Genomic DNA, 22255 nt, shown 5'->3' on the forward strand with positions numbered 1-22255 from the left:
ACCCGTCAAGCGATCACTGACCGCCTACGACCACTAACCACCCCTTGGACTTACTCATCTAGGCGCGTTGAGCGGCCGGCGGCGCGATCCGGTTCAGCTCCAGCGCCGCCGGCATCGGGCCGCCCTCGGTCAGCCAGCGCTCCAGGTCGTCCATCGTCCCGTCCTGGAGCACGAAGCCCAGCCACACCGGCTTCTGCCCGCGCGGCTTCACCACGATCACGTTCGAGTTCTCGCACGCGTCCAGGCAGTCCGCCGTGCGCACCCGCAGCGCGCCGCCCGACGCCGCCGCCAGCGCCGTCAACCGGCGCACCTGCTCCTCGTGGTCGAAGTCCGGGTGCTTCTTCACCGTGCCGCAGCAGCAACCGCGGCACACCGTGACGTAGTCGCGCACTACAGGGTCTCCAGCAGGGCGCCCGACGCGTCCGCCCGCAGCACCGGCGCGCCCGCCGCCAGGTCCCGCACCGCCGACACCGACGCCTCGTCCACCGCCCCGGCCGACGTCACGACCGCCGCCGCCTCCAGGCCCTCCGCACCGCTGGACACCGCCGCCGCCACCGCCGCCTGCAACGCGGTCAGCCGCAGCGACGGCAGCGCCACCGTGGTCGCCGCGTACGTCCGGCCGTCGGTGTCGCGCACCGCCGCGCCCTCCGCCGCACCGGTCCGCGCCCGCGCCGAACGGGCCAGCGTGATGATCTTCAGGTCCTCGGGGTCCAGCTCACTCACCGGCGTCTCCCTCGTCGTCGTCCTTCGGCGCCGGGCGCACCAGCACCGTCGTGATGCGCACCCGCCCGCGCTCGTCCTTGCCGCCCTCGGCCCGCATCCGCAGGCCCGCGATCTCCGCCTCCGTGCCCGGCAGCGGCACGCGGCCCAACCGCTGCGCCAGCAGGCCGCCCACGGTCTCCACCTCGTGGTCGTCCAGCTCCGTGCCGAACAACGCGTCCAGGTCGTCCACCGGCAGCCGCGCGCTCACCCGCACCGACCCGTCCGCCAAGTGCTCCACCGGCGGCCGGTCGTCCGTGTCGGACTCGTCGGTGATCTCGCCGACGATCTCCTCCAGGATGTCCTCGATCGTCAGCAGGCCCGCCGTGCCGCCGTACTCGTCCACCACCACCGCCAGGTGGTTGCGCGACAGCTGCATCTCCCGCAGCAGGTCCGCGATCGGCTTCGAGTCCGGGATGAACGACGCCGGCTTCATCACGTCCGCCACCGACACGCCGTTCGGCTCCTCGGCCAGCGTCAGCCGCACCAGGTCCTTCAGGTTCACCACGCCGACGATGTCGTCGACGCTCTCCCCGATCACCGGCACCCGGGTGTACCCGGTGCGCAGCGACAGCGCCAACGCCTGCCGGATCGACTTCGCCGACTCGATCCACACGATCTCCGTGCGCGGCACCATCACCTCGCGCGCGATCGTGTCGCCCAGCTCGAAGACCGAGTGGATCATCTCCCGCTCGCCCTCGTCGACCACGCCGCGCTCCTGCGCCATGTCGACCAGCTCGCGCAGCTCCACCTCGGACGAGAACGGGCCCTCGCGGAACCCCTTGCCCGGCGTGATCGCGTTGCCGACCAGGATCAGCAGCTTGCTCAACGGCCCCAGCACGCGGCCCAGCACCCGGATCGGCCCCGCCGCCAGCAGGCTCACCGCGTACGGGTGCTGCCTGCCGATCGTGCGCGGACCCACGCCCACCAGCACGTACGACACGACCAACATGCTCAGGCCGGCCACCAGCACCGCCACCCAGCCGGTCGCGATCAGCCGGGAGCACACCACCGTCACCAGCACGGTCGCCGCCAGCTCGCAGCCCAGCCGCAGCAGGAGCAGCAGGTTCACGTGCCGCGGCCGGTCCGCCAGCAGCGCGATCAGCTGCCGCGTGCCCGAACGCCCCTGCCGCTGCAACGCCTCGACGCGCGCCCTCGACACCGTGCCCAGCGCCGCGTCCGCACCCGCGAACGCGCCCGCCGCCAGCACCAACAGCACGGCCAGCACCAGCAGGCCGGGGTTACCGGCTACCACCTCGGCCGCCTCAGGCCGTCGACCCGGGGCGGTCGGTGCCCTCCGCGTCCTCCAGGCCCACCGCCCCGAGCAGCTTCGAGTCCGCCTCGCGCTGGGCCGACTTGCGCTCCGCCTCCGCCACCGACGCCCGGAAGTCACCCAGGATGCGGTTCTGCAGGGTGAACATCTCCCGCTCCTCCGCGGGCTCCGCGTGGTCGTAGCCGAGGAGGTGCAGCACACCGTGCACGGTCAGCAGGTGCAGCTCGTCCAGCAGGCCGTGCCCGGCCTTCTTCGCCTGGTCCTTGGCGAAGTCCGGGCACAGCACGATGTCGCCGAGCAGGGCGGGCCCCAACCCGGCCGCGTCCGGCCGCCGGGCCGAGTCCAGCTCGTCCATCGGGAACGCCATGACGTCCGTCGGACCGGGCAGGTCCATCCAGCGCTGGTGCAGGTCCGCCATCACGTCCAGCTCGACCAGCAGGACGGACAGCTCGGCCAACGGGCTGACGCCCATCCGGTCCAGGGCGAACCGGGCGGCGGCGACGATGGACGGCTCGTCCACGCCGACGCCCGACTCGTTCGCGATCTCGATGCTCACGGGCCTATCGTCCCCGGCGCTGCCCACGCGACCGCGCACCGGGTCCCGCGTGGTGCTGGGGGCCCTCCCCGGCTTCGCGCTCCTCCTGCTCGACCTGCCACTTGTCGTAGGCGTCCACGATGTCCGCCACCAGCTGGTGCCGGACCACGTCGTTGCTGGTCAGGACGGAGAAGTGGACGTCGTCGACGCCTTCGAGGATCTCCCTGACCACCTTCAGGCCGCTGCGCTGCCCACCGGGCAGGTCGACCTGCGTGACGTCGCCGGTCACCACGATCTTCGAGCCGAAGCCCAACCGGGTGAGGAACATCTTCATCTGCTCGGGCGTCGTGTTCTGCGCCTCGTCGAGGATGATGAACGCGTCATTGAGGCTACGACCACGCATGTACGCCAGCGGGGCGACCTCGATCGTGCCCGCCTGGGTCAGGCGGGGGATGGACTCGGGGTCGACCATGTCGTGCAGCGCGTCGTACAGCGGGCGCAGGTAGGGGTCGATCTTCTCGTTCAGGGTGCCGGGCAGGTAGCCGAGGCGCTCGCCGGCCTCGACCGCCGGGCGGGTCAGGATGATGCGGTTGACCTGCTTGGCCTGGAGGGCCTGCACGGCCTTCGCCATCGCCAGGTAGGTCTTGCCGGTGCCCGCGGGGCCGATGCCGAACACGATGGTGTTCTGGTCGATCGCGTCCACGTAGTGCTTCTGGTTGAGCGTCTTCGGGCGGATCGTGCGGCCGCGCCGGGAGATGATGTCGAGGCTCAGGACCTCGGCGGGCGACTCGCTGGTGCCCGCGGACAGCATGGCGACGGTGCGGCGGACCGTGTCGGGCCCGACCTGCTGGCCGCGGCCGGCGAGGGTGACGAGCTCGGAGAACACCCGTTCGGCGAACGCCACGTCGGCGGGTCGGCCGGACAGGGTGACCTCGTTGCCGCGCACGTGCACGTCGGCGTCGAGCAGTTCTTCGGCGAGCCGGAGGTTCTCGTCGCGCGACCCGAGCAGCGCGAGCACCGCGCCGTCGGGCACCGAGAACTTGGACTGCGCGTCCTGGGCGGTGGCCGCGTCCCGGCCTGCCTGCGGCGTGTTGTCAGCGGTACCGGCCACGTGGCCTCGGGCCCTCTTCCTGCGCCTTCGCGCGGTGCTCGGGTGGACTTGACCTGCTCCACCGATGCTAGCCGCCGGCACCGGCGGTGCGCACCGGAGTAAGGCCGACCGGAACGCCGGTGGCCGGGCCTGGTGGGTGCGCGGCGGGGACGGCCCGGTCCCGGGACCGGTGCCGCGGTCCACCGCCGGCCCGGCCGCCGCGGCGCGCCCGCAGGTGGCCCCGGGACCGTTTACGCAGGTCGGGCGGGTGTCAGGCCAGGGGGCCGAGGCGGCGTCCGCCGAGCACGTGCAGGTGCGCGTGGAAGACGGTCTGGCCCGCGTCGGAGCCGGTGTTGAACAGGGTGCGGTAGCCGGTGCCGGCGATCCCCTCGGCCTTGGCGACCTCGCCGGCGGCGAGGAACAGGTCGTCGAGCACGCCGGGTGCGGCGGCGGCCAGGGCGACGGCGTCGGGGGCGTGGGTCTTGGGCACCAACACGACGTGCGTGGGCGCCTGCGGGGCGATGTCGCGGAACGCCAGCGTGGTGTCGGTCTCGTGGACCACGGTGGCCGGGATCTCCCGGGCGACGATGCGGCAGAACAGGCAGTCGGACATGCGCCGCAGGCTACTCACCCGGGGTGGGCGACGGAGCCGCCGGACGCGGTGGCGCGCGCCAGGCGCAGGGCGGCGTCGCGGCAGGCGGCCCAGGCGGCGGTGCCGACGGTGACGAGGTCCATGTGGCCCGCGCCGGGCAGGGCGACCAGTTCGGCGCCGGAGGCGCGGGCGAACGCGGCGCTCTGCTCGAACGGCACGTCCTCGTCGTCCTCGCCGTGCACCAGGACGAGGGGCTTGCCGAGGGGGAGGGAGGCGGCGGGCGAGGCGTCGGCGTAGCGGTCGGGCACCTCGTCGGGGGTGCCGCCGAGCAGTTCGGCGACGCGGCGGGTGACCGCCGGGTGGGAGAGGAGGTCGAGGACGCCGGCCTGCGCGACGGCGGCGAGCACGCGGGGGTGCCGGGCGGCGGCCCACACGGCCAGGTGACCGCCCGCCGAGTGACCGAGCGTCACCACGGGACCGAGGTCGTCGGGCAGCGCGGAGATGGCGGCGAGCACGTCGTCACCGGTGGCGGGCCACCCGCCGCCGCCCGCGACGCGCCGGTACTCGATGTTGAACGCCGCCGCGCCGTGCGCGACGAGGTCGTCGGCGAGGGGGCGGCCGAGTTCGAGGCCATATCTCTGGTGCCAGAAACCACCGTGGATTACCACGATGACGGGAAAGGATTCACCACCCGGCGTGGAAAACTCGCCGAACTGGCTCGGGTGGGAGCCGTAGGTGACGCGCAACCGAAAGCCTCCGCACAAAAAGGGCCGCGTCGCGGTGGGACCTGGGGGTCGTCCCACCGCGACGCGGCGGCGCCGGACCGAGGGGGGAGGTGTCCGGCGAGTCCGTTCCGAGGGGTCGACCAGGCGACCCGTCCAACCCCTCTGGCCATGAGCGTAACCCCTGCGTCAGGCGTTCGCCAGAAGGGAGCAGCCCCCATTACCGCCAGCGATCGGTCAGCACACCCAGCGCACCCAGCGCGACCGCCGCGGCGGTCGACGCTCGCAGAACGGCAGGTCCCAGTCGCACTACGTGCGCGCCCGCCGCGGTCAACGCCGACAATTCCCCGTCGGTGATGCCGCCTTCCGGTCCGACGACGAGCAGCACGTCGCCGGAAGGCGGCAGCGGAACCGTTCCGATCCCTTGCGAAGAGGATTCGTGCAAAACCAACGCGGTCGCCGAGGAGGACACGAGTGAGGCGAGTCCGGGGGTCTGCACGGGGTCGGCGACGGACGGCACGCGGGCGCGCCGGGCCTGCTTCGCCGCCTCGCGGGCGGTGGCGCGCCACCGTTCGAGGGCCTTCGCGCCGCGCGGGCCGTCCTCCCACTTGGTCACGCAGCGCGAGGCCCGCCACGGCACGACGGCGTCCACGCCGGCCTCGGTGGCCAGTTCCACGGCCAGCTCGCCGCGGTCGCCCTTGACCAGGGCCTGCACCAGGACGACCCGCACGGACGGCTCGGGCACGGTCCAGCGCTCGACGACGCGCAGCCGCAGGGCGTCCTTGAGCGCCTCCTCGACCACGCACCGGACCTGGTCGCCCGTGCCGTCGGACAGGACGAGCTCCTCGCCCGCCCGCAGCCGGCGCACGGTGGCCGCGTGCCGGCCCTCGGGGCCGTCGAGGACCACCGCGTCGCCGGCGGGCAGCGCGGGGACGAGGAAGACGGGCAGCGTCACCGGTGGCCGCGGCCGGAGCGCAGCCGCGAGAACAGCCCCCCGCCGCCCTTGCCGTTGTGGGCGAGGGTCGGCTCGTCCTCGCCGCGGGCGGCGGCCAGCTCGCGCAGCAGCTCGGCCTGGCGGGCGTCGAGCTTGGTGGGCACGACGACCTCCAGGTGCACGTGCAGGTCGCCGCGGCCGTCGACGCGCCCGCTGGAGCGCAGCCGGGGCATGCCGCGGCCGGCGAGCACCAGCACGGTGTTCGGCTGGGTGCCCGGCTCGATCTCCAGGTCCTCCTCGCCGTCCAGCGTGGCCAGCGGCAGGACGGCGCCGAGCGCGGCGGTCGTCATCGGGATGTGCACCGAGCAGTGCAGGTTGGCGCCGTCGCGCTCGAAGACCTCGTGCGGCACCTCCTCGACCTCGACGTACAGGTCGCCGGCGGGGCCGCCGCCGGGGCCGACCTCGCCCTGGCCCGCGAGCCGCACCCGCATGCCCTCGGCCACGCCGGTCGGGATCTGCACGGAGATGGTGCGCCGGGAGCGGACCCGGCCCTCGCCCGCGCACTGGCGGCACGGGTCGGGGATGACCTCGCCGAGGCCGCGGCACACCGGGCAGGGCCGCGCGGTGACGACCTGGCCCAGGAAGGACCGCTGCACCGACTGCACCTCGCCGCGCCCGCCGCAGGTGTCGCAGCGCGTCGGGGACGTGCCCTCGGCGCAGCCGCTGCCCACGCACAGGTCGCACAGGATGGCCGTGTCGACGGTCAGCTCCCGCGAGGCGCCCGCCGCGCACTCCTCCAACGTCATCGACAGCCGGATGAGCGCGTCGGAGCCGGGCTGCACGCGGCTGCGCGGCCCCCGTCCGCCCGCGCCGCCGCCCGCGCCGAAGAACGCGTCCATGATGTCGCCGAGACCGAAGCCCGCGAACGGGTCGCCGCCGCCCCGGCCGCCGCCGCCCGGCTCCAGCGGGTCGCCGCCCAGGTCGACGACCTGCCGCTTCTTCGGGTCCGAGAGGACCTCGTAGGCGGCGGTCACCTCCTTGAAGCGCGCTTCCTCGTTGGGGTTCACGTCCGGGTGGAGCTGCCGCGCGAGCTTGCGGTAGGCGCGCTTGATCTCCTCGGGTGTCGCGTTCTTGGAGACCCCGAGCGTGCCGTAGTAGTCCCTCGCCACCGTGTTTTCCTCCTGCGAGCGGCGTCGTGCGCACGCGCGCGCTCGCCTGCCAAACGTCCTGCGGGACCGCGGTGTTCCTCCCCCGCCGTCACCGTCCGGTCAAGATCTCCCCCACGTAGGTGGCGACCGCGCGCACGGCCGCCATCGTGCCGGGGTAGTCCATGCGGGTCGGCCCGACCACGCCCATCCCCCCGAGCAGGTTGCCCCGGCTGCCGTAGCCGATGGACACGACGGAGGTGCTGCGCATCTCCGCCGCCTCGTTCTCCTCGCCGATGTGCACCAGGATGGTGCCGGGGTCGCGGGCCGCGGCCAGCAGCTTGAGCACCACGACCTGCTCCTCCAGCGCCTCCAGCACCTGGCGCAGCGAACCGGGGAAGTCTGCCACGTTGCGGGTGAGGTTCGCGGTGCCACCCAGCACCAGGCGCTCCTCGGGGTGCTCGACCAGCGACTCGATGAGCACGGTGGCGACCCGCAGCACGATGTCGCGCAGCTCGGCCGGTGCCTCCTCGGGCAGCCGGGCGACCTCGGCGGAGGCGTCGGAGAGGCGCTTGCCGACCATCGCGGCGTTGAGCATGGCGCGCACCCGGGCGACGTTGTCCTCGGTGATGACGTCGCCGAGGTCGACCGAGCGCTGGTCGACGCGGCCGGTGTCGGTGATCAGCACCAGCATGAGGCGGGCGGGCGTGATGGCCAGCACCTCGATGTGGCGGACCGTGGCGCGGCTGAGCACCGGGTACTGCACAACGGCGACCTGGCGGGTCAGCTGGGCGAGCAGGCGCACGCTGCGGCGGAGCACGTCGTCGAGGTCGTAGGCGCCCTCCAGGAAGTTCTGGATGGCCTTGCGCTCGGGCGAGGACAGGGGCTTGACCTCGCTGAGCCGGTCCACGAACAGGCGGTAGCCCTTGTCGGTGGGCACGCGGCCGGCGCTGGTGTGCGGCTGGGTGATGTAGCCGTCCTCCTCCAGCTGGGCCATGTCGTTGCGCACGGTGGCGCTGGACACGCCCAGGTTGTGCCGCTCGACCAGCGCTTTCGACCCGACGGGCTCCTGGTTGGACACGTAGTCGGCGACGATCGCGCGCAGTACTTCGAACCTGCGCTCATCGGCGTTCACCGCACGTCACCTCCAGGACGATCCGGACTGCTTCCCCCCGAGTTTACGGAGGTCGGCGGGCACGGGGGAAAATCGTTGGTCCGGGTTCGGTCACATCGTTAGCGTCGGGCGTGCCCAACTCACCCCGGCTCTCCGCCGTGCAGTCCGCGTTGCGCGAGTCGATCCGCTCCGGCGCCCACCGCACGGGGCCGTTCCTCGTGCACTTCGACGCCCACAGCGACAACCCCCACATGAACTACGCGGTGCCCGACGACGGCGCCGCGCCGACGCCCGCGGAGGTCGCCGACCTGGTGTCGACGTTCCGCGAGCGGTCGCGGGCGCCCCGGCTGGAGTACCTGCGGCCCGCGCCGGGGCTGGACGCGGCGCTGGCGTCGGCCGGGTTCGCGGTGGACCGGTCGGTGCCGCTGCTGGTGCTGGCCGAGCTGGTCGCGCCGCCGGTCCCGGCGGGCCTGGTGGTGGCGCCGGCGACCTCGGACGAGGACCTGCTGGCGGCGTCGGCGGTGCAGAACGCGGCGTTCGGCGTCGGCGGCGGTGCGGACGGGGGCGACGTGGCGCGGCAGCGGGCGCTGGTCGAGGACGGCGGCGCGGTCGTGCTGGCCCGGCTGGCCGGCGAGCCGGTGGGCGCGGGCGCGTTCACCGCCCCGCGCGGCGGCCTGTCGCAGGTGGCGGGCATCGCGGTGCTGCCCGCGTTCCGCCGGCGCGGGATCGCCTCGGCGGTGTGCGCCGACCTGACCGCGCGGGTGCTGGCGGCGGGCTGCGCGCCGTTCCTGGAGACCGAGCCGGACGACAAGGTGACCCGCCTCTACGGGCCGCTGGGCTACCGGGTGGTCGGCGAGTCGGCGTCCGCCACCCTTACGTGAACTCGATCCACAACAGCACGCCCAGGCTGACCAGGTGCCAGGCGACCAGCAGGCTGACGCCCACCTCCCACGGGAACGGCAACCAGTCCTCCGAGTCGAACACGAGGAGGGCGAGCAGGCCGGCGAACAGGCCGAGGCTCTTGTAGAAGACGAACTTCGCGGTCAGCGCCACGACGGCGTGGTGCGCCGCCAGTCCCACCAGCAGGTAGACCCAGGTCCAGTGGACGGTGACGGCGAGCCACCCGGTGAGGCCGAAGACCGGCAGCACGACCGCGAGGAACAGGCTCACCCGGAGCACGAGGTCCGCGGCGGCCCGGCGCAGCAGGGGCGTCGCGGACCGGTTGCCGCCCGACCAGCGGGTGAAGGACAGGACCGGCCACCGGGTGAAGTACACCTGCTGCTCGGCCTCGACGTCCTCCGCCGGGTCGTAGGCGAGGGCCAGCACCCTGCCGCGTTCGTTGCGGAACGTCACGTGTCGAGGCGCGGCGCGCAGCAGGCCGCGCAGCCTGAGGGTCATGGCGATGCTGCCGGGTGACGCGTTGACCGCGATCACGGAGTAGAGGTTGGCCACGAGGAACAGCCCGACGGCCGACACCGTCGAGAACAACAACGCGCGGACGACGTCCCACATGATTTCCTCCGTTGTTCCCGAGATCAGTCGAACAAGCCGTCGGCCATTTCGTCGAGCAGGTCGCTCCCCGCCCCCGGTTCACCGGATCGCGCCTCGTGCCCACCGGCCACCCCGGTTCCGACGAGGTCGAAACCACCTCCGGTGAACGTCGCCCCACCGCCGTGCAACCACTTCCAGAGCCGGTCGGTGAATTCGACCAGCGGAAACCCGTCCGGGGTGCCGGTGACGGCGACGCACGCGACGAGCCAGCCGAACACCTCCTTCGGCTTCCTCCTGGTGGGCGGTGCGGGGAATCCGGTGGCGAGGGCCAAGGCGGTGATCGCCGCGCCCCCGCGCCGGGGGTCGGCCACGTCCTCGAACAGCGCGAGGACCCCCTGGGAGAGCGGTTTGGCCGCGATCGCGCGGGTGAAGCGGGCACTCGTCACCGCATGCCCCGCGGCGAGCCCCCGGCGCGCCTGCACGACCAGCGAGGCGAGCCGGGGTGAGGCCAGTTCCGCCAGGTCGTACTCCCAGTCGTCGGGCAGGGCGGGTGCCTGCACGACCGGCCAGAGCGCGAACACCACCACGTCCAGCGCCACCCGTTCGGACAGGGGCACGGGGGTGGTGCACCGGGTGATGGCCAGGTACTGGACCAGGCCGGTGACCACGAGGTCCCGGACCGCCTCCCGGCCCGGTCGGGGGTCCGCGTCACCCAGAGCGGCCCGCAGGTCGCCCAGTCGGTGCTCGTGCGCCGCCCGTTTGCGACGAGGCACCGCAGCCATCAGCGCGGCGTAGTCGACGGCGAGGTGGTCGACCCACGCGCGCAACTGCGGGAGGTCGAGCGGAGCGGGCTGGGAGGCGTTCCCGTAGAAATCGTTGTGGACGACGTACATGTCACGCCCCGCTTGGCAGACGGCGCTGCTCCCGTGGGCGTGTGCGTTCTGCTCGACCATTCCGCTCCCCGTTCACCGATGCGCCTTTATCGGCGGGGGGTGGGGGAACGTGACCGTCGTCAGGTGAGCCGGTGCACGACGGCGTCGGCGAGCAGCCTGCCCCGGTCGGTGAGCACGCAGCGGCCCTCGTCCAGGGCGGCGGGGTCGAGCAAGCCGTCGGCGGCGGCGGTCTTGGCCTCGGCCCGGCCGTCGTCGTCGAGGACGTCGAGGGGCAGGCCGGTGGCCAGGCGCAGTTCGAGCAGGACGCGCTCGACGCGGCGGTCGTCGTCGGTCAGCACCTCGCGGCCGGCGGCCGGGGAGGTGCCGGCTGCGAGCAGCTCGGCGTACTTCGCGGGGTGCTTGACGTTCCACCAGCGCACGCCGCCGACGTGGCTGTGCGCGCCGGGGCCGGCGCCCCACCAGTCGGCGCCCCGCCAGTAGAGCAGGTTGTGCCGGCAGGCGGCCTCGTCGGACGCGGCCCAGTTCGACACCTCGTACCAGCGCAGGCCCTGGGCGGTCATGGCGGCGTCGACCAGCTCGTACTTGTCGGCGAGCACGTCGTCGTCGGGCATCGGCAGCTCGCCCCGGCGCACCCGGCGGGCCAGGGCGGTGCCCTCCTCGACGATCAGGGCGTAGGCCGACACGTGGTCCACGCCCGCGTCGCGCACGGCGTCCAGCGACGCCCGGAGGTCGTCGGCGGACTCGCCGGGCGTGCCGTAGATGAGGTCGAGGTTCACGTGCTCGAACCCGGCCTCGCGGGCCTCGCGGGCCGCGGCGACGGGGCGGCCGGGGGTGTGGGCGCGGTCGAGGACGGCGAGCACGTGCCGGGCCGCGGACTGCATGCCGAGCGACACCCGGGTGTAGCCGGCGTCACGGATGTCCGCGAAGAACGACGGCGAGGTGGACTCGGGGTTGGACTCGGTGGTGACCTCCGCGCCCGGCGCGAGGCCGAACGAGGCGCGCACGGCGTCGAGGACGTCGGCCAGCCCGCCGGCGCCGAGCAGTGACGGAGTGCCACCGCCGACGAACACCGTCTCGACCGGCGGGGCGGTGCCGAGCACGGTCGCGGCGAGGTCCAGTTCGCGCCGCAGCCCCTCCAGCCACGACTGCGGCGAGGCGGAGGTGCCCAGCTCACCGGCGGTGTAGGTGTTGAAGTCGCAGTAGCCGCACCGGGTCGCGCAGAACGGGACGTGCACGTAGACGCCGAAGGGCCGGGAGCCGATCCCGGCGAGGGCGGTGACGGGGAGTGAGCCGTCGGGCGGCGCGGGGTCGCCGGTCGGCAGAGCGGAGGGCATGGCCGCCATTGTCCCATTTACCAGGCGCGGGACCCTCGTCCCACGATGCGGATGACGGTGGACCACGAGGTGGACGCGTGGCACCCTCATCCCCATGACATCGACCGGAGTGCGCCTGGTGGTCCGCCGCCACGTCGACTTCCGTCGTGTCTCCAGCGCGATGTGCCGTCGTTCGGCATAACCCGCGCCCGTATTTTTTGTTCCCGTCGGCGCCGGGTGCGCTGACGAGACCCCCACCACGGTTCTGCCGGGACTCGCACGCGCACCAGCGCCCCGAAACCCCGGAGGACGAGGATGGTCCCCCCGACGACGACGCCTCAGCGCACGAAGCAGCGCCGAGGTGAGGGGCAGTGGGCGCTGGGCTACCGCGAGCCGCTGAACCCGAACGAGCGGAGCAAGAAGGACGACAACCCGCTCAACGTCCGGGCGCGGATCGAGAACATCTACGCCCACGGCGGGTTCGACTCCATCGACCCGGCCGACCTGCGCGGACGTTTCCGCTGGTACGGCCTCTACACCCAGCGCAAGCCCGGTATCGACGGCGGCCGCACGGCCACCCTGGAGCCGGAGGAGCTGGACGACGAGTACTTCATGCTGCGCGTCCGCGTGGACGGCGGCCGGCTCACCACGCAGCAGCTCGCGCTGCTCGGCGAGCTGTCGCAGACCTACGCGCGCGACACCGCCGACATCACCGACCGGCAGAACATCCAGTACCACTGGATCAGGATCGAGGACGTCCCGACGATCTGGCGCAAGCTGGAGGACGCGGGCCTGACCACGATGGAGGCGTGCGGCGACAGCCCGCGCGTGGTGCTCGGCTCCCCCGTGGCGGGCATCGCCGAGGACGAGGTGCTCGACGGCTCCCCGGCGATCGACGAGATCCTGCGCCGCTACATCGGCGACCCGCGCTTCTCGAACCTGCCGCGCAAGTTCAAGACCGCGATCTCCGGCCTGCCGGACGTGGCGCACGAGATCCACGACGTGGCGTTCGTCGGCGTGGACCACCCCGAGCACGGGCCGGGCTTCGACCTGTGGGTCGGCGGCGGCCTGTCCACGAACCCGATGATCGGCAAGCGGCTGGGCGCGTGGGTGCCGCTCGACGAGGTGCCGGACGTGTGGGAGGGCGTGATCAGCGTCTTCCGCGACTACGGCTACCGCCGCCTGCGCCACCGCGCGCGGATCAAGTTCCTGGTCGCCGACTGGGGCCCCGAGAGGTTCCGGCAGGTCCTGGAGGACGAGTACCTCAAGCGCAGGCTGGTCGACGGCCCCGCGCCCGAGGTGCCCGCCGTGCCGCGCGACCACATCGGCGTGCACCGGCAGAAGGACGGCCTGTTCTACGTCGGCGCGGCCCCGATCGCCGGCCGGGTGTCCGGCTCCACGCTGGTCGAGGTGGCCAAGGTCGTGGAACGCGCCGGGTCGGCGCGGGTCCGGCTCACGCCGCAGCAGAAGCTGGTCGTGCTCGACGTGCCGGAGGCCGAGGTCCGGACGCTCCAGGCGGACCTGGCGAAGCTGGGCCTGCAGACCGAGCCGTCGCCGTGGCGGCGGGGCGTGATGGCGTGCACCGGCATCGAGTTCTGCAAGCTCGCGATCGTGGAGACCAAGGCCCGCGCGGTCGAGCTGGTCTCCGCGCTGGAGACCCGGCTGGCCGACGTCGTGGCCGGCGTCACCGAGCCGGTCTCGGTGCACATCAACGGCTGCCCGAACTCGTGCGCCCGTATCCAGACCGCCGACATCGGCCTCAAGGGCCAGATCGTCACGGATGCGGACGGCCGCCAGGTCGAGGGCTTCCAGGTGCACCTGGGCGGCGGCCTCGGGCTGGACGCCGGGTTCGGCCGCAAGCTGCGCGGGCACAAGGTCACCGCCGCCGAGCTGTCGGACTACGTCGAGCGCGTGGTGCGCAACTTCGTGGCGAAGCGGGAGCCGGAGGAGAGGTTCGCGCAGTGGGTCGCGCGGGCGGACGAGGGTGACCTGAAATGACCGCCCGTCGACGCACGTGCCCCCGCGGAGGCGGCCATGAGTGAGCGCGCCACGCCCTTCTACTGCCCCTACTGCGGCGACGAGGACCTCCGCCCGCAGGAGGAGCCGGGCCACTCGTGGCTGTGCGCCGCCTGCCGCCGCGTGTTCACGGTCAAGTTCGTGGGTCTCAACCTTCCCCAGGAGGTGCAGCGATGACCGCCCCCACCAGGGTCGAGGAGCTCAAGGTGATCGCCGGGGCCGCCTCGGTCGAGCTGGCGGACGCCAGCGCCGAGGAGGCGTTGGCGTGGACCGCCCGCACGTTCGGCGAGAGCTGGATCGTCGCGTCGAACATGCAGGACGCCGTGCTGGTCGACCTGGCCACCAAGGTCAAGCCGGACGTGGACGTGCTGTTCCTGGAGACCGGCTACCACTTCGCCGAGACCATCGGTACGCGGGACGCGGTGGACCTGGTCTACCCCGGCGTGCGCGTCGTCAACGCCGCCGCCGAGCAGTCGGTGGCCGACCAGGAGGCCGAGTTCGGCCCCCTCAACCGCACCGACCCGACCCGGTGCTGCGAGCTGCGCAAGGTCGTCCCGCTGCGGCGGACCCTGGCGAAGTACGACGCGTGGGTCACCGGCGTGCGCCGGGTCGACGCGCCGACCCGGGCGAACACCCCGGTCGTGCAGTGGGACGAGCGCAACGGGCTGGTGAAGGTCAACCCGATCGCGGCGTGGAGCGACGAGCGCTTCAACGCCTACATCGCCGACCACGGGATCCTGGAGAACCCGCTGGTGCAGGCCGGTTACCCCTCCATCGGCTGCGCGCCGTGCACCGCGAAGCCGCTGCCGGGCTCCGACCCGCGCAGCGGCCGGTGGGCCGGGCTGGCCAAGACAGAATGCGGGTTGCACGGATGACCGCCACGACGACGGCACTGGACGCGCTCGGCCGCCTGGAGTCCGAGGCGATCCACATCTTCCGCGAGGTCGCGGGCGAGTTCGACCGGCCGGTGATCCTGTTCTCCGGTGGCAAGGACTCGACGCTGCTGCTGCACCTCGCGGTGAAGGCGTTCTGGCCCGCGCCGGTCCCGTTCCCGCTGCTGCACGTGGACACCGGGCACAACTTCGAGGAGGTCATCGACTTCCGCGACCGCGTGGTGGCGCGGTACGGGCTGCGCCTGGAGGTGGCGAAGGTCCAGGACTACATCGACGACGGCCGCCTCGCCGAGCGCCCGGACGGCACCCGCAACCCGCTGCAGACCGTGCCGCTGCTCGACGCGATCACGAACCACCGGTTCGACGCGGTGTTCGGCGGCGGCCGGCGCGACGAGGAGCGGGCCCGCGCCAAGGAGCGGATCTTCAGCCTGCGCAACTCCTTCGGCCAGTGGGAGCCGCGCCGCCAGCGGCCCGAGCTGTGGAACCTCTACAACGGCCGGCACCGCCCCGGCGAGCACGTGCGCGTGTTCCCGCTGTCCAACTGGACCGAGCTGGACGTGTGGCACTACATCGCCCGCGAGGGCATCAAGCTGCCGTCGATCTACTACGCCCACCGGCGCGAGGTGTACCTGCGCGACGGCATGTGGCTCGCGGAAGGCCCGTGGGGCGGTCCGCGCGACGGCGAGGTCAAGGTCGAGAAGACCGTGCGCTACCGCACCGTCGGCGACGGCTCGTGCACCGGTGCGGTCGAGTCCGACGCCGCCGACATCGAGACGGTCATCGCGGAGGTGGCGGCGTCGCGCCTCACCGAGCGCGGCGCGACCCGCGCGGACGACCGGCTGTCCGAGGCCGCCATGGAAGACCGCAAGCGGGAGGGGTACTTCTAGATGAGCGACCTGTTGAGGCTGGCCACGGCGGGCAGCGTGGACGACGGCAAGTCCACGCTCGTCGGCAGGCTGCTCTACGACACCAAGTCGGTGCTCGCGGACACGCTGGACGCGGTGCACCGCGCCAGCGCCGACCGCGGCCTGGCCACCCCGGACCTGTCGCTGCTGGTCGACGGCCTGCGCTCGGAACGCGAGCAGGGCATCACCATCGACGTGGCCTACCGCTACTTCGCCACGCCGAACCGGTCCTTCGTGCTCGCCGACACCCCCGGCCACGTCCAGTACACCCGCAACACGGTGACCGGCGCGTCCACCGCGCAGCTCGGCGTGCTGCTGGTCGACGCGCGCAAGGGCGTGATCGAGCAGACCCGGCGGCACGCGGCCGTGCTCGCGCTGCTGGGCGTGCCGAGGCTGGTGCTGGCGGTCAACAAGATCGACCTGGTCGGGTACGACGAGGTGACGTTCTCCCGCATCGCCAAGGAGTTCACCGCGCACGCCACCGCCCTCGGGTACGCCGAGGACGCCGTCGTGGGCATCCCGGTCTCCGCGCTGGCCGGCGACAACGTGGTGGACCGCTCGGAGCGCACGCCCTGGTACGACGGGCCGACGCTGCTGGAGCACCTGGAGACCGTGCCGGTCGACTCCGACCCGCACGACGCGCCGTTCCGGTTCCCCGTCCAGTACGTGATCCGGCCGCGCACCGCCGAGCACCCCGACTACCGCGGCTACGCGGGCCAGGTCGCGGCGGGCACGGTGCGCGTCGGCGACGAGGTCGCCGTGCTGCCGGGCGGGCTGCGCACGACCGTGACCGGCATCGACACCGCCGACGGCCCGCTGGAGGAGGCCGAGGCGGGCCGGTCGGTGACGCTGCTGCTCGCGCACGACGTCGACGTCTCGCGCGGCGACCTGATCGCCGCCGCGGCCGTGCCGCCGACGGTGACCGACGAGTTCGAGGCCACCGTGTGCTGGCTGGCGGAGAAGCCCCTCGCGCCCGGCGCGCGGGTGCTGGTCAAGCACGGCACGCGCACCGTGCAGGCGATCGTCACCGAGCTGCGCACCCGGTTCGACGAGCAGCGGCTCGCCAGCACCGACGCGCCCGCCTCGCTGGCCCTCAACGAGATCGGCCAGGTCGTGGTGCGGACCGCTGAACCCATCCCCCTCGACGACTACACGCGCAACCGGCGCACCGGGTCGTTCCTGGTCATCGACGCCGCCGACGGCAGCACGCTGGCCGCCGGGCTCGTCGGGGCGCCGCTGCCGGAACCGACCGGCGTGGACAGCTGTACCGGGGGCGGCGACACCGCCCCGACACCCGACGACCACGCCCTCGTCTCCCCCGGTCCCTGACCCAGCCCGAAAGGCACCCGCCGCCGTGAGCACCAGACGCACCCTCCTGACCACGTCACTGGCCGTACTGACCGCACTCACGGCGCTCGCCGGGTGCTCCCGCGTCGACCGCGCCGAGGAGGCCGCGGCACCCGCCGCGGACCAGGGCGCCGCCACCGAGATCCGCCTCGGGTACTTCCCGAACGTCACGCACGCCGCCGCGCTGATCGGCGTGGACAAGGGCCTGTTCGCGAAGGAGCTGGGCTCCACCAAGCTCACGACGCAGACGTTCAACGCGGGCCCGGAGGCGGTGAACGCGCTGCTCGGCGCGTCGCTGGACGCCACGTTCATCGGCTCCGGCCCGGCCATCAACGCCTACGCCAAGTCCAACGGCGAGGCCATCCGGCTCGTCGCGGGCGCCACGTCCGGCGGCGCGCAGCTCGTCGTGAAGCCGGAGATCAACTCCCCGGCCGACCTCAAGGGCAAGGTCATCACCACGCCGCAGCTCGCCAACACGCAGGACGTGGCGCTGAAGAAGTGGCTGTCCGACCAGGGCCTCGCCATCGGCACGGGTCCCGACCAGGTGAACGTCACCAACACCGAGAACGCGCAGTCGCTGGACCTGTTCAAGCGCGGCGACGTGCAGGGCGCGTGGGCACCGGAGCCGTGGTCGTCGCGGCTGGTGCTCGACGCGGGCGCCAAGGTGCTGCTGGACGAGAAGACCCTGTGGGAGGACGGGAAGTTCCCGACCACCGTGCTGATCGTGCGCACGAAGTTCCTCCAGGAGCACCCGCAGACCGTCGAGGCCCTGCTGCGCGGCCACCTCGCCGCCACGGACTTCGGGCGGGACAACCAGGTCGAGGCCAAGCAGGTCGTCAACAACGCGCTCAAGACCCTCACCGGCAAGTCGCTGGGCGAGCCGGTGCTCGACCGCGCGTTCGACGGCATCGAGCTGGTGCTCGACCCGCAGGCCAAGTCGTTCCCGCGGCTGGCGGAGGACGCGGTGACGGCGGGCGTGGCGAAGGAGGCCGCCGACGTGGCGGGCCTCGTCGACTTCACGCTGCTGAACAAGGTGCTCTCGGCGGCGGGCAAGCCGACCGTGGACGCCGCCGGGCTGGACAAGAAGTAACCCAGGGGAAGGCAGGCACACCATGACCGCCACTCTCGAGCCCTCGGCCACCGCCACCGTGGACGCGGCGGTGACCCTGTCCGGCGTGCGCAAGGTCTTCGGCCACGGCGCAGCGGCCGTCTCCGCGCTCGACGGCCTCGACCTGCGGGTCGCGCCGGGCGAGTTCGTGTGCCTGCTGGGCGCGTCCGGCTGCGGCAAGAGCACGCTGCTCAACCTCGTCGCCGGGCTGGACGCGCCCTCCTCGGGCACCATCGCGCTGACCACGTCGCGGCCCGCCGTGATGTTCCAGGAGGCGGCCCTGATGCCGTGGCTGACCGCCGCGCGCAACGTGGAGCTGCCGCTGCGCCTCGCGGGCCTCAAGCGCGGCCCCCGCCGGGAGAAGGCGAGCGAGCTGCTCGACCTCGTCCGGCTCGCCGGCGCCGGGCACAAGCGGCCGCACGAGCTGTCCGGCGGCATGCGCCAGCGCGTCGCCCTGGCGCGCGCCCTGGCGTCCACGCTGGGCAGCGCCGAGGAGGGCACGCCCGGCCTGCTGCTGATGGACGAGCCGTTCGCCGCGCTCGACGCCATCACCCGCGACGTGCTCCAGGCGGAGCTGGTGCGGGTGTGGCGCGAGACGGAGACCGCGATCCTGTTCGTCACCCACGACGTGCGCGAGGCCGTGCGGCTGGGGCAGCGGGTCGTGCTGCTGTCCTCCCGGCCCGGCCGCGTGGTGCGCGAGTGGGACACCACCTCGGGCGACGAGGCCACGCTGATCGACGACATCACGACCCACCTGCGGGAGGTGATCAGTGGCCACGCCGCGGCTTGAGAACGACCTCGCGGCGGTCGGCGCCGGTCTCGACGCCCTCGACGCGCCCACGCAGGAGCAGCGGCCGTCGCTGGGGAAGCGGTTCGTCCGCACGGCGCTGCCGCCGCTGATCGCGTTCGCCCTGCTGCTGGGCGTGTGGCAGGGGCTGTGGGCGCTGGCGTTCTGGCCGGAGTACCAGCTGCCGTCGCCCTCGGCGGTGTGGGGCTCGGTGGCCGAGGCGATCGAGTCCGGCCGCGCCGTCGAGGTGCTGTGGACCTCGGTGCACCGGGCCGTGCTCGGCTTCCTCGCCGCCGTGCTGATCGCCACGCCGCTGGGCCTGCTCATCGCCAAGGTGCGGGTGGTGCGGGCCGCGATCGGGTCGCTGCTGACGGGCCTCCAGTCGCTGCCGTCGGTGGCGTGGGTGCCCGCGGGCATCCTGTGGTTCGGCGCGACCCCGTCGACGATCTACTTCGTGGTGCTGATGGGCTCGGTGCCGTCGATCGCCAACGGCCTGGTGTCCGGCGTGGACCAGATCCCGCCGCTGCTGCCGCGCGTCGGCCAGGCGCTCGGCGCGGGCAAGGTCGCCGCGGCCCGGCACATCCTGCTGCCCGCGGCGCTGCCCGGCTACCTGGCGGGCCTCAAGCAGGGCTGGGCGTTCTCCTGGCGGTCGCTGATGGCGGCGGAGATCATCGCCACCTCGCCGCAGCTGGGCGAGGGCCTGGGCCAGTACCTGCACAACGGGTCGTCGCTCAACGACATCTCCATGGTGATCGCGGCGATCTTCCTCATCCTGCTCGTCGGCGTCGGCATCGAGCTGCTGGTGTTCCGGCCGCTGGAGCGGGCGGTGCTCCGGGCGCGTGGTCTGACGGGGGCGCTGTGACGGGGGCGGGGCTGTGAAGGGGTCGGGGCTGTGAAGGGGGCGGGGCTGTGACGGCGCTCGTCGCGGTGGCCCACGGCAGCCGGGACCCGCGCTCGGCGGCGACCGTGCACGCCCTGCTGGACGTGGTGCGGGCGCTGCGGCCGGGGCTGGACGTGCGGGCCTCGTTCCTGGACCTGTCGGTGCCGCCGCTGGGGGAGGTGCTGCGGTCGGCGCGCGCGGACGGGCACCGCTCGGCCGTCGTCGTGCCGCTGCTGCTGGGCCGGGCGTTCCACGCGCGGGTCGACGTGCCGGGCGCGGTCGCCGAGGCGCGGGTGCCCGCGCTGGACGTGACGATCTCCGACGTGCTGGGCCCCGACCCGCGCCTGGAGTCCGCCGCCCTGCGCCGGCTGGCCTCGGTGGGCGTGCGCTCCGGCGACCGGTCGCTGGGCGTCGTGCTGGCGGGCGCGGGCTCGTCGCACGCCCCGGCGAACGCCCTGGTGTCCTCGATCGCCGCCCGCTGGGCCGCCGGTTCCGGCTGGGCGGGCGTCGAGGCCGCCTTCGCGTCCTCCGCGTCGCCGGACGTCCCCACCGCTGTGGCCCGACTGCGCGCGCGGGGCGCCCGGCGCGTCGCGGTCGCCTCGTGGTTCCTCGCGCCGGGGTTCCTGCCCGACCGGGTGGCGCGGCTGGCCGGCGAGGACGCCGTCGTCGCCCCGCCCCTGGGCGCGGACCCGGAGGTCGCGGAACTCGTGCTGCACCGCTACCAGGCCGCGGCGACGTCCCGGCTGGCCCGCAGCGCCTAGCCCCGCGGCGTCGGGCGCCCTCCTCGTCCGGTGCCGCGATCAGGCGCTCCACCACGTCCGGGGTCGTGCGCGGGTCGGCCACGTCGACCCGCGCGGAGACGCGGTCGGTGGAGGCGTGCCGGGCGGCGGTCAGGCCGTCGTGCACAGCGAGGTGGATCGCCGTCGTCGGGAAAACGGGACCGTAGAGTGCCGCCCATGGCAGACGAGCTGGTCCACTACGAGGTGCGGCGTGGCATCGCGACGATCACGCTGGACTCCCCCCGCAACCGCAACGCCCTGTCCACGCGGCTGCGCGCCGAGCTGACCGCCCACCTGGCGGCGGCCGTCGACGACGACGCCGTGCGCGTCGTCGTGCTGAGCCACACCGGACCGGTGTTCTGCTCCGGCATGGACCTCAAGGAGGCGGGCGGCGCGAGCGCGGGCGAGCAGGGGGTCAACGAGTTCCCCGCGATCCTGGAGCGGATCTGGACCAGCCCGAAGCCCGTCGTCGCACGGCTCGCCGGCCCGGCCCGCGCGGGCGGCGTCGGCCTGGTCGCCGCCTGCGACATCGCGGTCGCCGCCGACACGGCCACGTTCGCGTTCAGCGAGGTCCGCATCGGCGTGGTGCCCGCCGTCATCTCGGTCACCGTGCTGCCCCGCCTGCTGCCGCGCGCCGCGCACGAGCTGTTCCTCACCGGCGAGACGTTCACCGCGACCCGGGCCGCGGAGATCGGCCTGATCAACTCGGCCGTGCCCGCCGACGGGCTGGACGCCGAGGTCGCCCGCTACGCGGACATGCTGGCGCTGGGCGGGCCGACCGCGCTGGCCGCCACCAAGCGGATGCTCCGCGAGCCCCGGTCGAGCGACCTGGGCGAGGTGTTCGCCGACATGCTGGAGCTGTCCGCGCGGCACTTCGGCGGCCCCGAGGGCCAGGAGGGCATCGCCGCGTTCGTCGAGAAGCGCAGGGCGGGCTGGGTGCCGCGGGACTGAGGGTCAGTCGCTGTAGACGACGGTCAGCACGCGGTCGCCCACCTCCGCGGTGCGGGCGACCGCGTCGGCCAGCACCGCCTCCACCTCGGCGTTCCCGCCCTCCCACACCAGCACGTGCTCGCCCTCGGGCAGCCACGACAGGTCGGTGAGGGCGTCGTGCAGCGCGTCGAGGTTGTGCCCGAACCACGAGGGGAAGTCGAGCGCGTCGGCGACGGCCGCGATGGCGGCCCGCTTCGACCGCGCGCCGGACCGCACGTGGTGGCGGTGGGTGCTCACCGGGTCACGTCCACGACGACGAACGACGCGTAGTGGTCACCGGTGTAGTAGACCTCGTCGGCCGAGCCCGTCACCAGCCGCCGCGCGCCGCGGTCGTCGCTGCCCGGCGTGGGCACGGTGTACTCGCGGTAGTAGTCGCCGGACTCGCGCGGCAGCCGCTGCTCGCGGTTCTGGAACGCGACGCCGTCGTTGCGCGGGTACGGGAACGGCCCGCCCCGCTCCACCAGCTCCCACGTCGCGCGGACCTGCGCCGGCAGGTCGGACAGCTCCTCGACCGGCAGCCGCGACGCCTCCGCGCCGGGCACGGCGCTCGCCGGCGCGGAGGCCGGGGTGGTGCCGGTGGTGCTCGGCGGCGCGTCGTCCGGACCGGTCAGGCCGGGGACGAAGTACCCGATCAGGACCAGCGCGATCAGGCCGAGCAGTGCGACGGTGAGACGACGTGCGGGGGTCAC

General features: G+C 73.5%; 27 protein-coding genes. 12 read left to right on the forward strand and 15 right to left on the reverse strand.

Annotated elements, in window-relative coordinates; genetic code table 11:
- Positions 1 to 58 precede the first annotated feature (58 nt).
- From ACR807_RS29580 to hrcA, 10 genes are all read right to left on the reverse strand, one after another.
- On the reverse strand, positions 59 to 391 hold the full coding sequence (locus ACR807_RS29580) for a (2Fe-2S) ferredoxin domain-containing protein (RefSeq protein WP_438924730.1): 333 nt from the start codon (positions 389 to 391) through the stop codon (positions 59 to 61).
- On the reverse strand, positions 391 to 723 hold the full coding sequence (locus ACR807_RS29585; RefSeq protein ID WP_438924731.1) for a cytidine deaminase-like protein: 333 nt from the start codon (positions 721 to 723) through the stop codon (positions 391 to 393). The genes ACR807_RS29580 and ACR807_RS29585 overlap by 1 nt, the downstream gene beginning before the upstream one ends.
- Positions 716 to 2014: a hemolysin family protein gene (locus tag ACR807_RS29590; protein ID WP_438924732.1), complete on the reverse strand. Its 1299-nt coding sequence runs from the start codon at positions 2012 to 2014 to the stop codon at positions 716 to 718. Before ACR807_RS29590 ends, ACR807_RS29585 begins: the two co-directional genes overlap by 8 nt.
- A gap of 10 nt (positions 2015 to 2024) precedes the next feature.
- Positions 2025 to 2588 (reverse strand): rRNA maturation RNase YbeY, encoded by a 564-nt coding sequence (gene ybeY / locus ACR807_RS29595; protein WP_438924733.1) that lies wholly within the window; start codon positions 2586 to 2588, stop codon positions 2025 to 2027.
- 4 nt (positions 2589 to 2592) lie between these two features.
- A complete protein-coding gene (locus ACR807_RS29600) occupies positions 2593 to 3678 on the reverse strand; it encodes a PhoH family protein (RefSeq protein WP_438924734.1) in 1086 nt (361 codons plus the stop codon).
- 250 nt (positions 3679 to 3928) lie between these two features.
- Entirely contained in the window at positions 3929 to 4270 is a 342-nt protein-coding gene (locus ACR807_RS29605; protein ID WP_438924735.1) for a histidine triad nucleotide-binding protein, read from the reverse strand.
- Between the two features lie 14 nt (positions 4271 to 4284).
- Complete coding sequence (locus ACR807_RS29610; protein ID WP_438924736.1) at positions 4285 to 5052, reverse strand: alpha/beta hydrolase family protein; 768 nt, start codon at positions 5050 to 5052, stop codon at positions 4285 to 4287.
- Positions 5053 to 5191: 139 nt separating this feature from the next.
- Positions 5192 to 5926: a 16S rRNA (uracil(1498)-N(3))-methyltransferase gene (locus ACR807_RS29615; RefSeq protein WP_438924737.1), complete on the reverse strand. Its 735-nt coding sequence runs from the start codon at positions 5924 to 5926 to the stop codon at positions 5192 to 5194.
- Positions 5923 to 7074 carry a molecular chaperone DnaJ gene (gene dnaJ, locus ACR807_RS29620; RefSeq protein WP_438924738.1) on the reverse strand — a complete coding sequence of 384 codons (1152 nt, stop codon included), beginning with the start codon at positions 7072 to 7074 and terminating at the stop codon, positions 5923 to 5925. The genes ACR807_RS29615 and dnaJ overlap by 4 nt, the downstream gene beginning before the upstream one ends.
- Positions 7075 to 7162: 88 nt before the next feature.
- Positions 7163 to 8185, reverse strand: coding sequence for a heat-inducible transcriptional repressor HrcA (gene hrcA / locus ACR807_RS29625; protein WP_438924739.1), 1023 nt, complete (start codon positions 8183 to 8185; stop codon positions 7163 to 7165).
- A gap of 110 nt (positions 8186 to 8295) precedes the next feature.
- On the opposite strand from hrcA, the gene ACR807_RS29630 reads away from it, so the two are divergent.
- A complete protein-coding gene (locus ACR807_RS29630) occupies positions 8296 to 9045 on the forward strand; it encodes a GNAT family N-acetyltransferase (protein WP_438924740.1) in 750 nt (249 codons plus the stop codon).
- On the opposite strand, the gene ACR807_RS29635 is transcribed toward ACR807_RS29630, so the two are convergent.
- The 3 genes from ACR807_RS29635 to hemW all read right to left on the reverse strand — a co-directional run bounded on the left by ACR807_RS29635 (position 9038) and on the right by hemW (position 11882).
- The gene (locus ACR807_RS29635; RefSeq protein WP_438924741.1) at positions 9038 to 9676 is read right to left on the reverse strand and encodes a hypothetical protein; all 639 of its coding nucleotides are present in this window, start codon (positions 9674 to 9676) and stop codon (positions 9038 to 9040) included. The genes ACR807_RS29630 and ACR807_RS29635 overlap by 8 nt on opposite strands.
- Positions 9677 to 9699: 23 nt before the next feature.
- Positions 9700 to 10548 (reverse strand): hypothetical protein, encoded by an 849-nt coding sequence (locus ACR807_RS29640; protein ID WP_438924742.1) that lies wholly within the window; start codon positions 10546 to 10548, stop codon positions 9700 to 9702.
- Positions 10549 to 10667: 119 nt separating this feature from the next.
- Positions 10668 to 11882, reverse strand: coding sequence for a radical SAM family heme chaperone HemW (hemW, locus tag ACR807_RS29645; protein WP_438924743.1), 1215 nt, complete (start codon positions 11880 to 11882; stop codon positions 10668 to 10670).
- 94 nt (positions 11883 to 11976) lie between these two features.
- Here hemW and ACR807_RS29650 point away from each other — a divergent pair, with 94 nt between their 5' ends.
- From ACR807_RS29650 to ACR807_RS29700, 11 genes are all read left to right on the forward strand, one after another.
- Positions 11977 to 12063, forward strand: coding sequence for a putative leader peptide (locus tag ACR807_RS29650; protein ID WP_360453279.1), 87 nt, complete (start codon positions 11977 to 11979; stop codon positions 12061 to 12063).
- A 113-nt stretch (positions 12064 to 12176) separates the two neighbouring features.
- Complete coding sequence (locus ACR807_RS29655; RefSeq protein ID WP_438924744.1) at positions 12177 to 13859, forward strand: nitrite/sulfite reductase; 1683 nt, start codon at positions 12177 to 12179, stop codon at positions 13857 to 13859.
- A gap of 36 nt (positions 13860 to 13895) precedes the next feature.
- The gene (locus ACR807_RS29660; RefSeq protein WP_438924745.1) at positions 13896 to 14054 is read left to right on the forward strand and encodes an Insertion element protein; all 159 of its coding nucleotides are present in this window, start codon (positions 13896 to 13898) and stop codon (positions 14052 to 14054) included.
- Complete coding sequence (locus ACR807_RS29665; RefSeq protein ID WP_438924746.1) at positions 14051 to 14752, forward strand: phosphoadenylyl-sulfate reductase; 702 nt, start codon at positions 14051 to 14053, stop codon at positions 14750 to 14752. The genes ACR807_RS29660 and ACR807_RS29665 overlap by 4 nt, the downstream gene beginning before the upstream one ends.
- The gene (gene cysD, locus ACR807_RS29670) at positions 14749 to 15657 is read left to right on the forward strand and encodes a sulfate adenylyltransferase subunit CysD (protein WP_438924747.1); all 909 of its coding nucleotides are present in this window, start codon (positions 14749 to 14751) and stop codon (positions 15655 to 15657) included. The genes ACR807_RS29665 and cysD overlap by 4 nt, the downstream gene beginning before the upstream one ends.
- Positions 15658 to 17004 carry a sulfate adenylyltransferase subunit 1 gene (locus ACR807_RS29675; RefSeq protein WP_438924748.1) on the forward strand — a complete coding sequence of 449 codons (1347 nt, stop codon included), beginning with the start codon at positions 15658 to 15660 and terminating at the stop codon, positions 17002 to 17004.
- A gap of 25 nt (positions 17005 to 17029) precedes the next feature.
- A complete protein-coding gene (locus tag ACR807_RS29680; protein ID WP_438924749.1) occupies positions 17030 to 18112 on the forward strand; it encodes an ABC transporter substrate-binding protein in 1083 nt (360 codons plus the stop codon).
- Between the two features lie 22 nt (positions 18113 to 18134).
- Positions 18135 to 18920 carry an ABC transporter ATP-binding protein gene (locus ACR807_RS29685; RefSeq protein ID WP_438924750.1) on the forward strand — a complete coding sequence of 262 codons (786 nt, stop codon included), beginning with the start codon at positions 18135 to 18137 and terminating at the stop codon, positions 18918 to 18920.
- Positions 18901 to 19779: an ABC transporter permease gene (locus ACR807_RS29690; protein ID WP_438924751.1), complete on the forward strand. Its 879-nt coding sequence runs from the start codon at positions 18901 to 18903 to the stop codon at positions 19777 to 19779. The genes ACR807_RS29685 and ACR807_RS29690 overlap by 20 nt, the downstream gene beginning before the upstream one ends.
- 47 nt (positions 19780 to 19826) lie before the next feature.
- Complete coding sequence (locus tag ACR807_RS29695) at positions 19827 to 20558, forward strand: sirohydrochlorin chelatase (RefSeq protein WP_438924752.1); 732 nt, start codon at positions 19827 to 19829, stop codon at positions 20556 to 20558.
- 195 nt (positions 20559 to 20753) lie between these two features.
- Positions 20754 to 21527, forward strand: coding sequence for an enoyl-CoA hydratase-related protein (locus ACR807_RS29700; RefSeq protein ID WP_438924753.1), 774 nt, complete (start codon positions 20754 to 20756; stop codon positions 21525 to 21527).
- Between the two features lie 3 nt (positions 21528 to 21530).
- Here the strand turns inward: ACR807_RS29700 and ACR807_RS29705 are convergent, their stop codons facing one another.
- Both ACR807_RS29705 and ACR807_RS29710 read right to left on the reverse strand, forming a co-directional pair.
- Positions 21531 to 21803 carry a barstar family protein gene (locus tag ACR807_RS29705; protein ID WP_438924754.1) on the reverse strand — a complete coding sequence of 91 codons (273 nt, stop codon included), beginning with the start codon at positions 21801 to 21803 and terminating at the stop codon, positions 21531 to 21533.
- On the reverse strand, positions 21800 to 22255 hold the full coding sequence (locus ACR807_RS29710) for a guanyl-specific ribonuclease (protein WP_438924755.1): 456 nt from the start codon (positions 22253 to 22255) through the stop codon (positions 21800 to 21802). Before ACR807_RS29710 ends, ACR807_RS29705 begins: the two co-directional genes overlap by 4 nt.

The organism is Saccharothrix sabaoui (assembly GCF_051756985.1).
GTDB lineage: Bacteria > Actinomycetota > Actinomycetes > Mycobacteriales > Pseudonocardiaceae > Actinosynnema.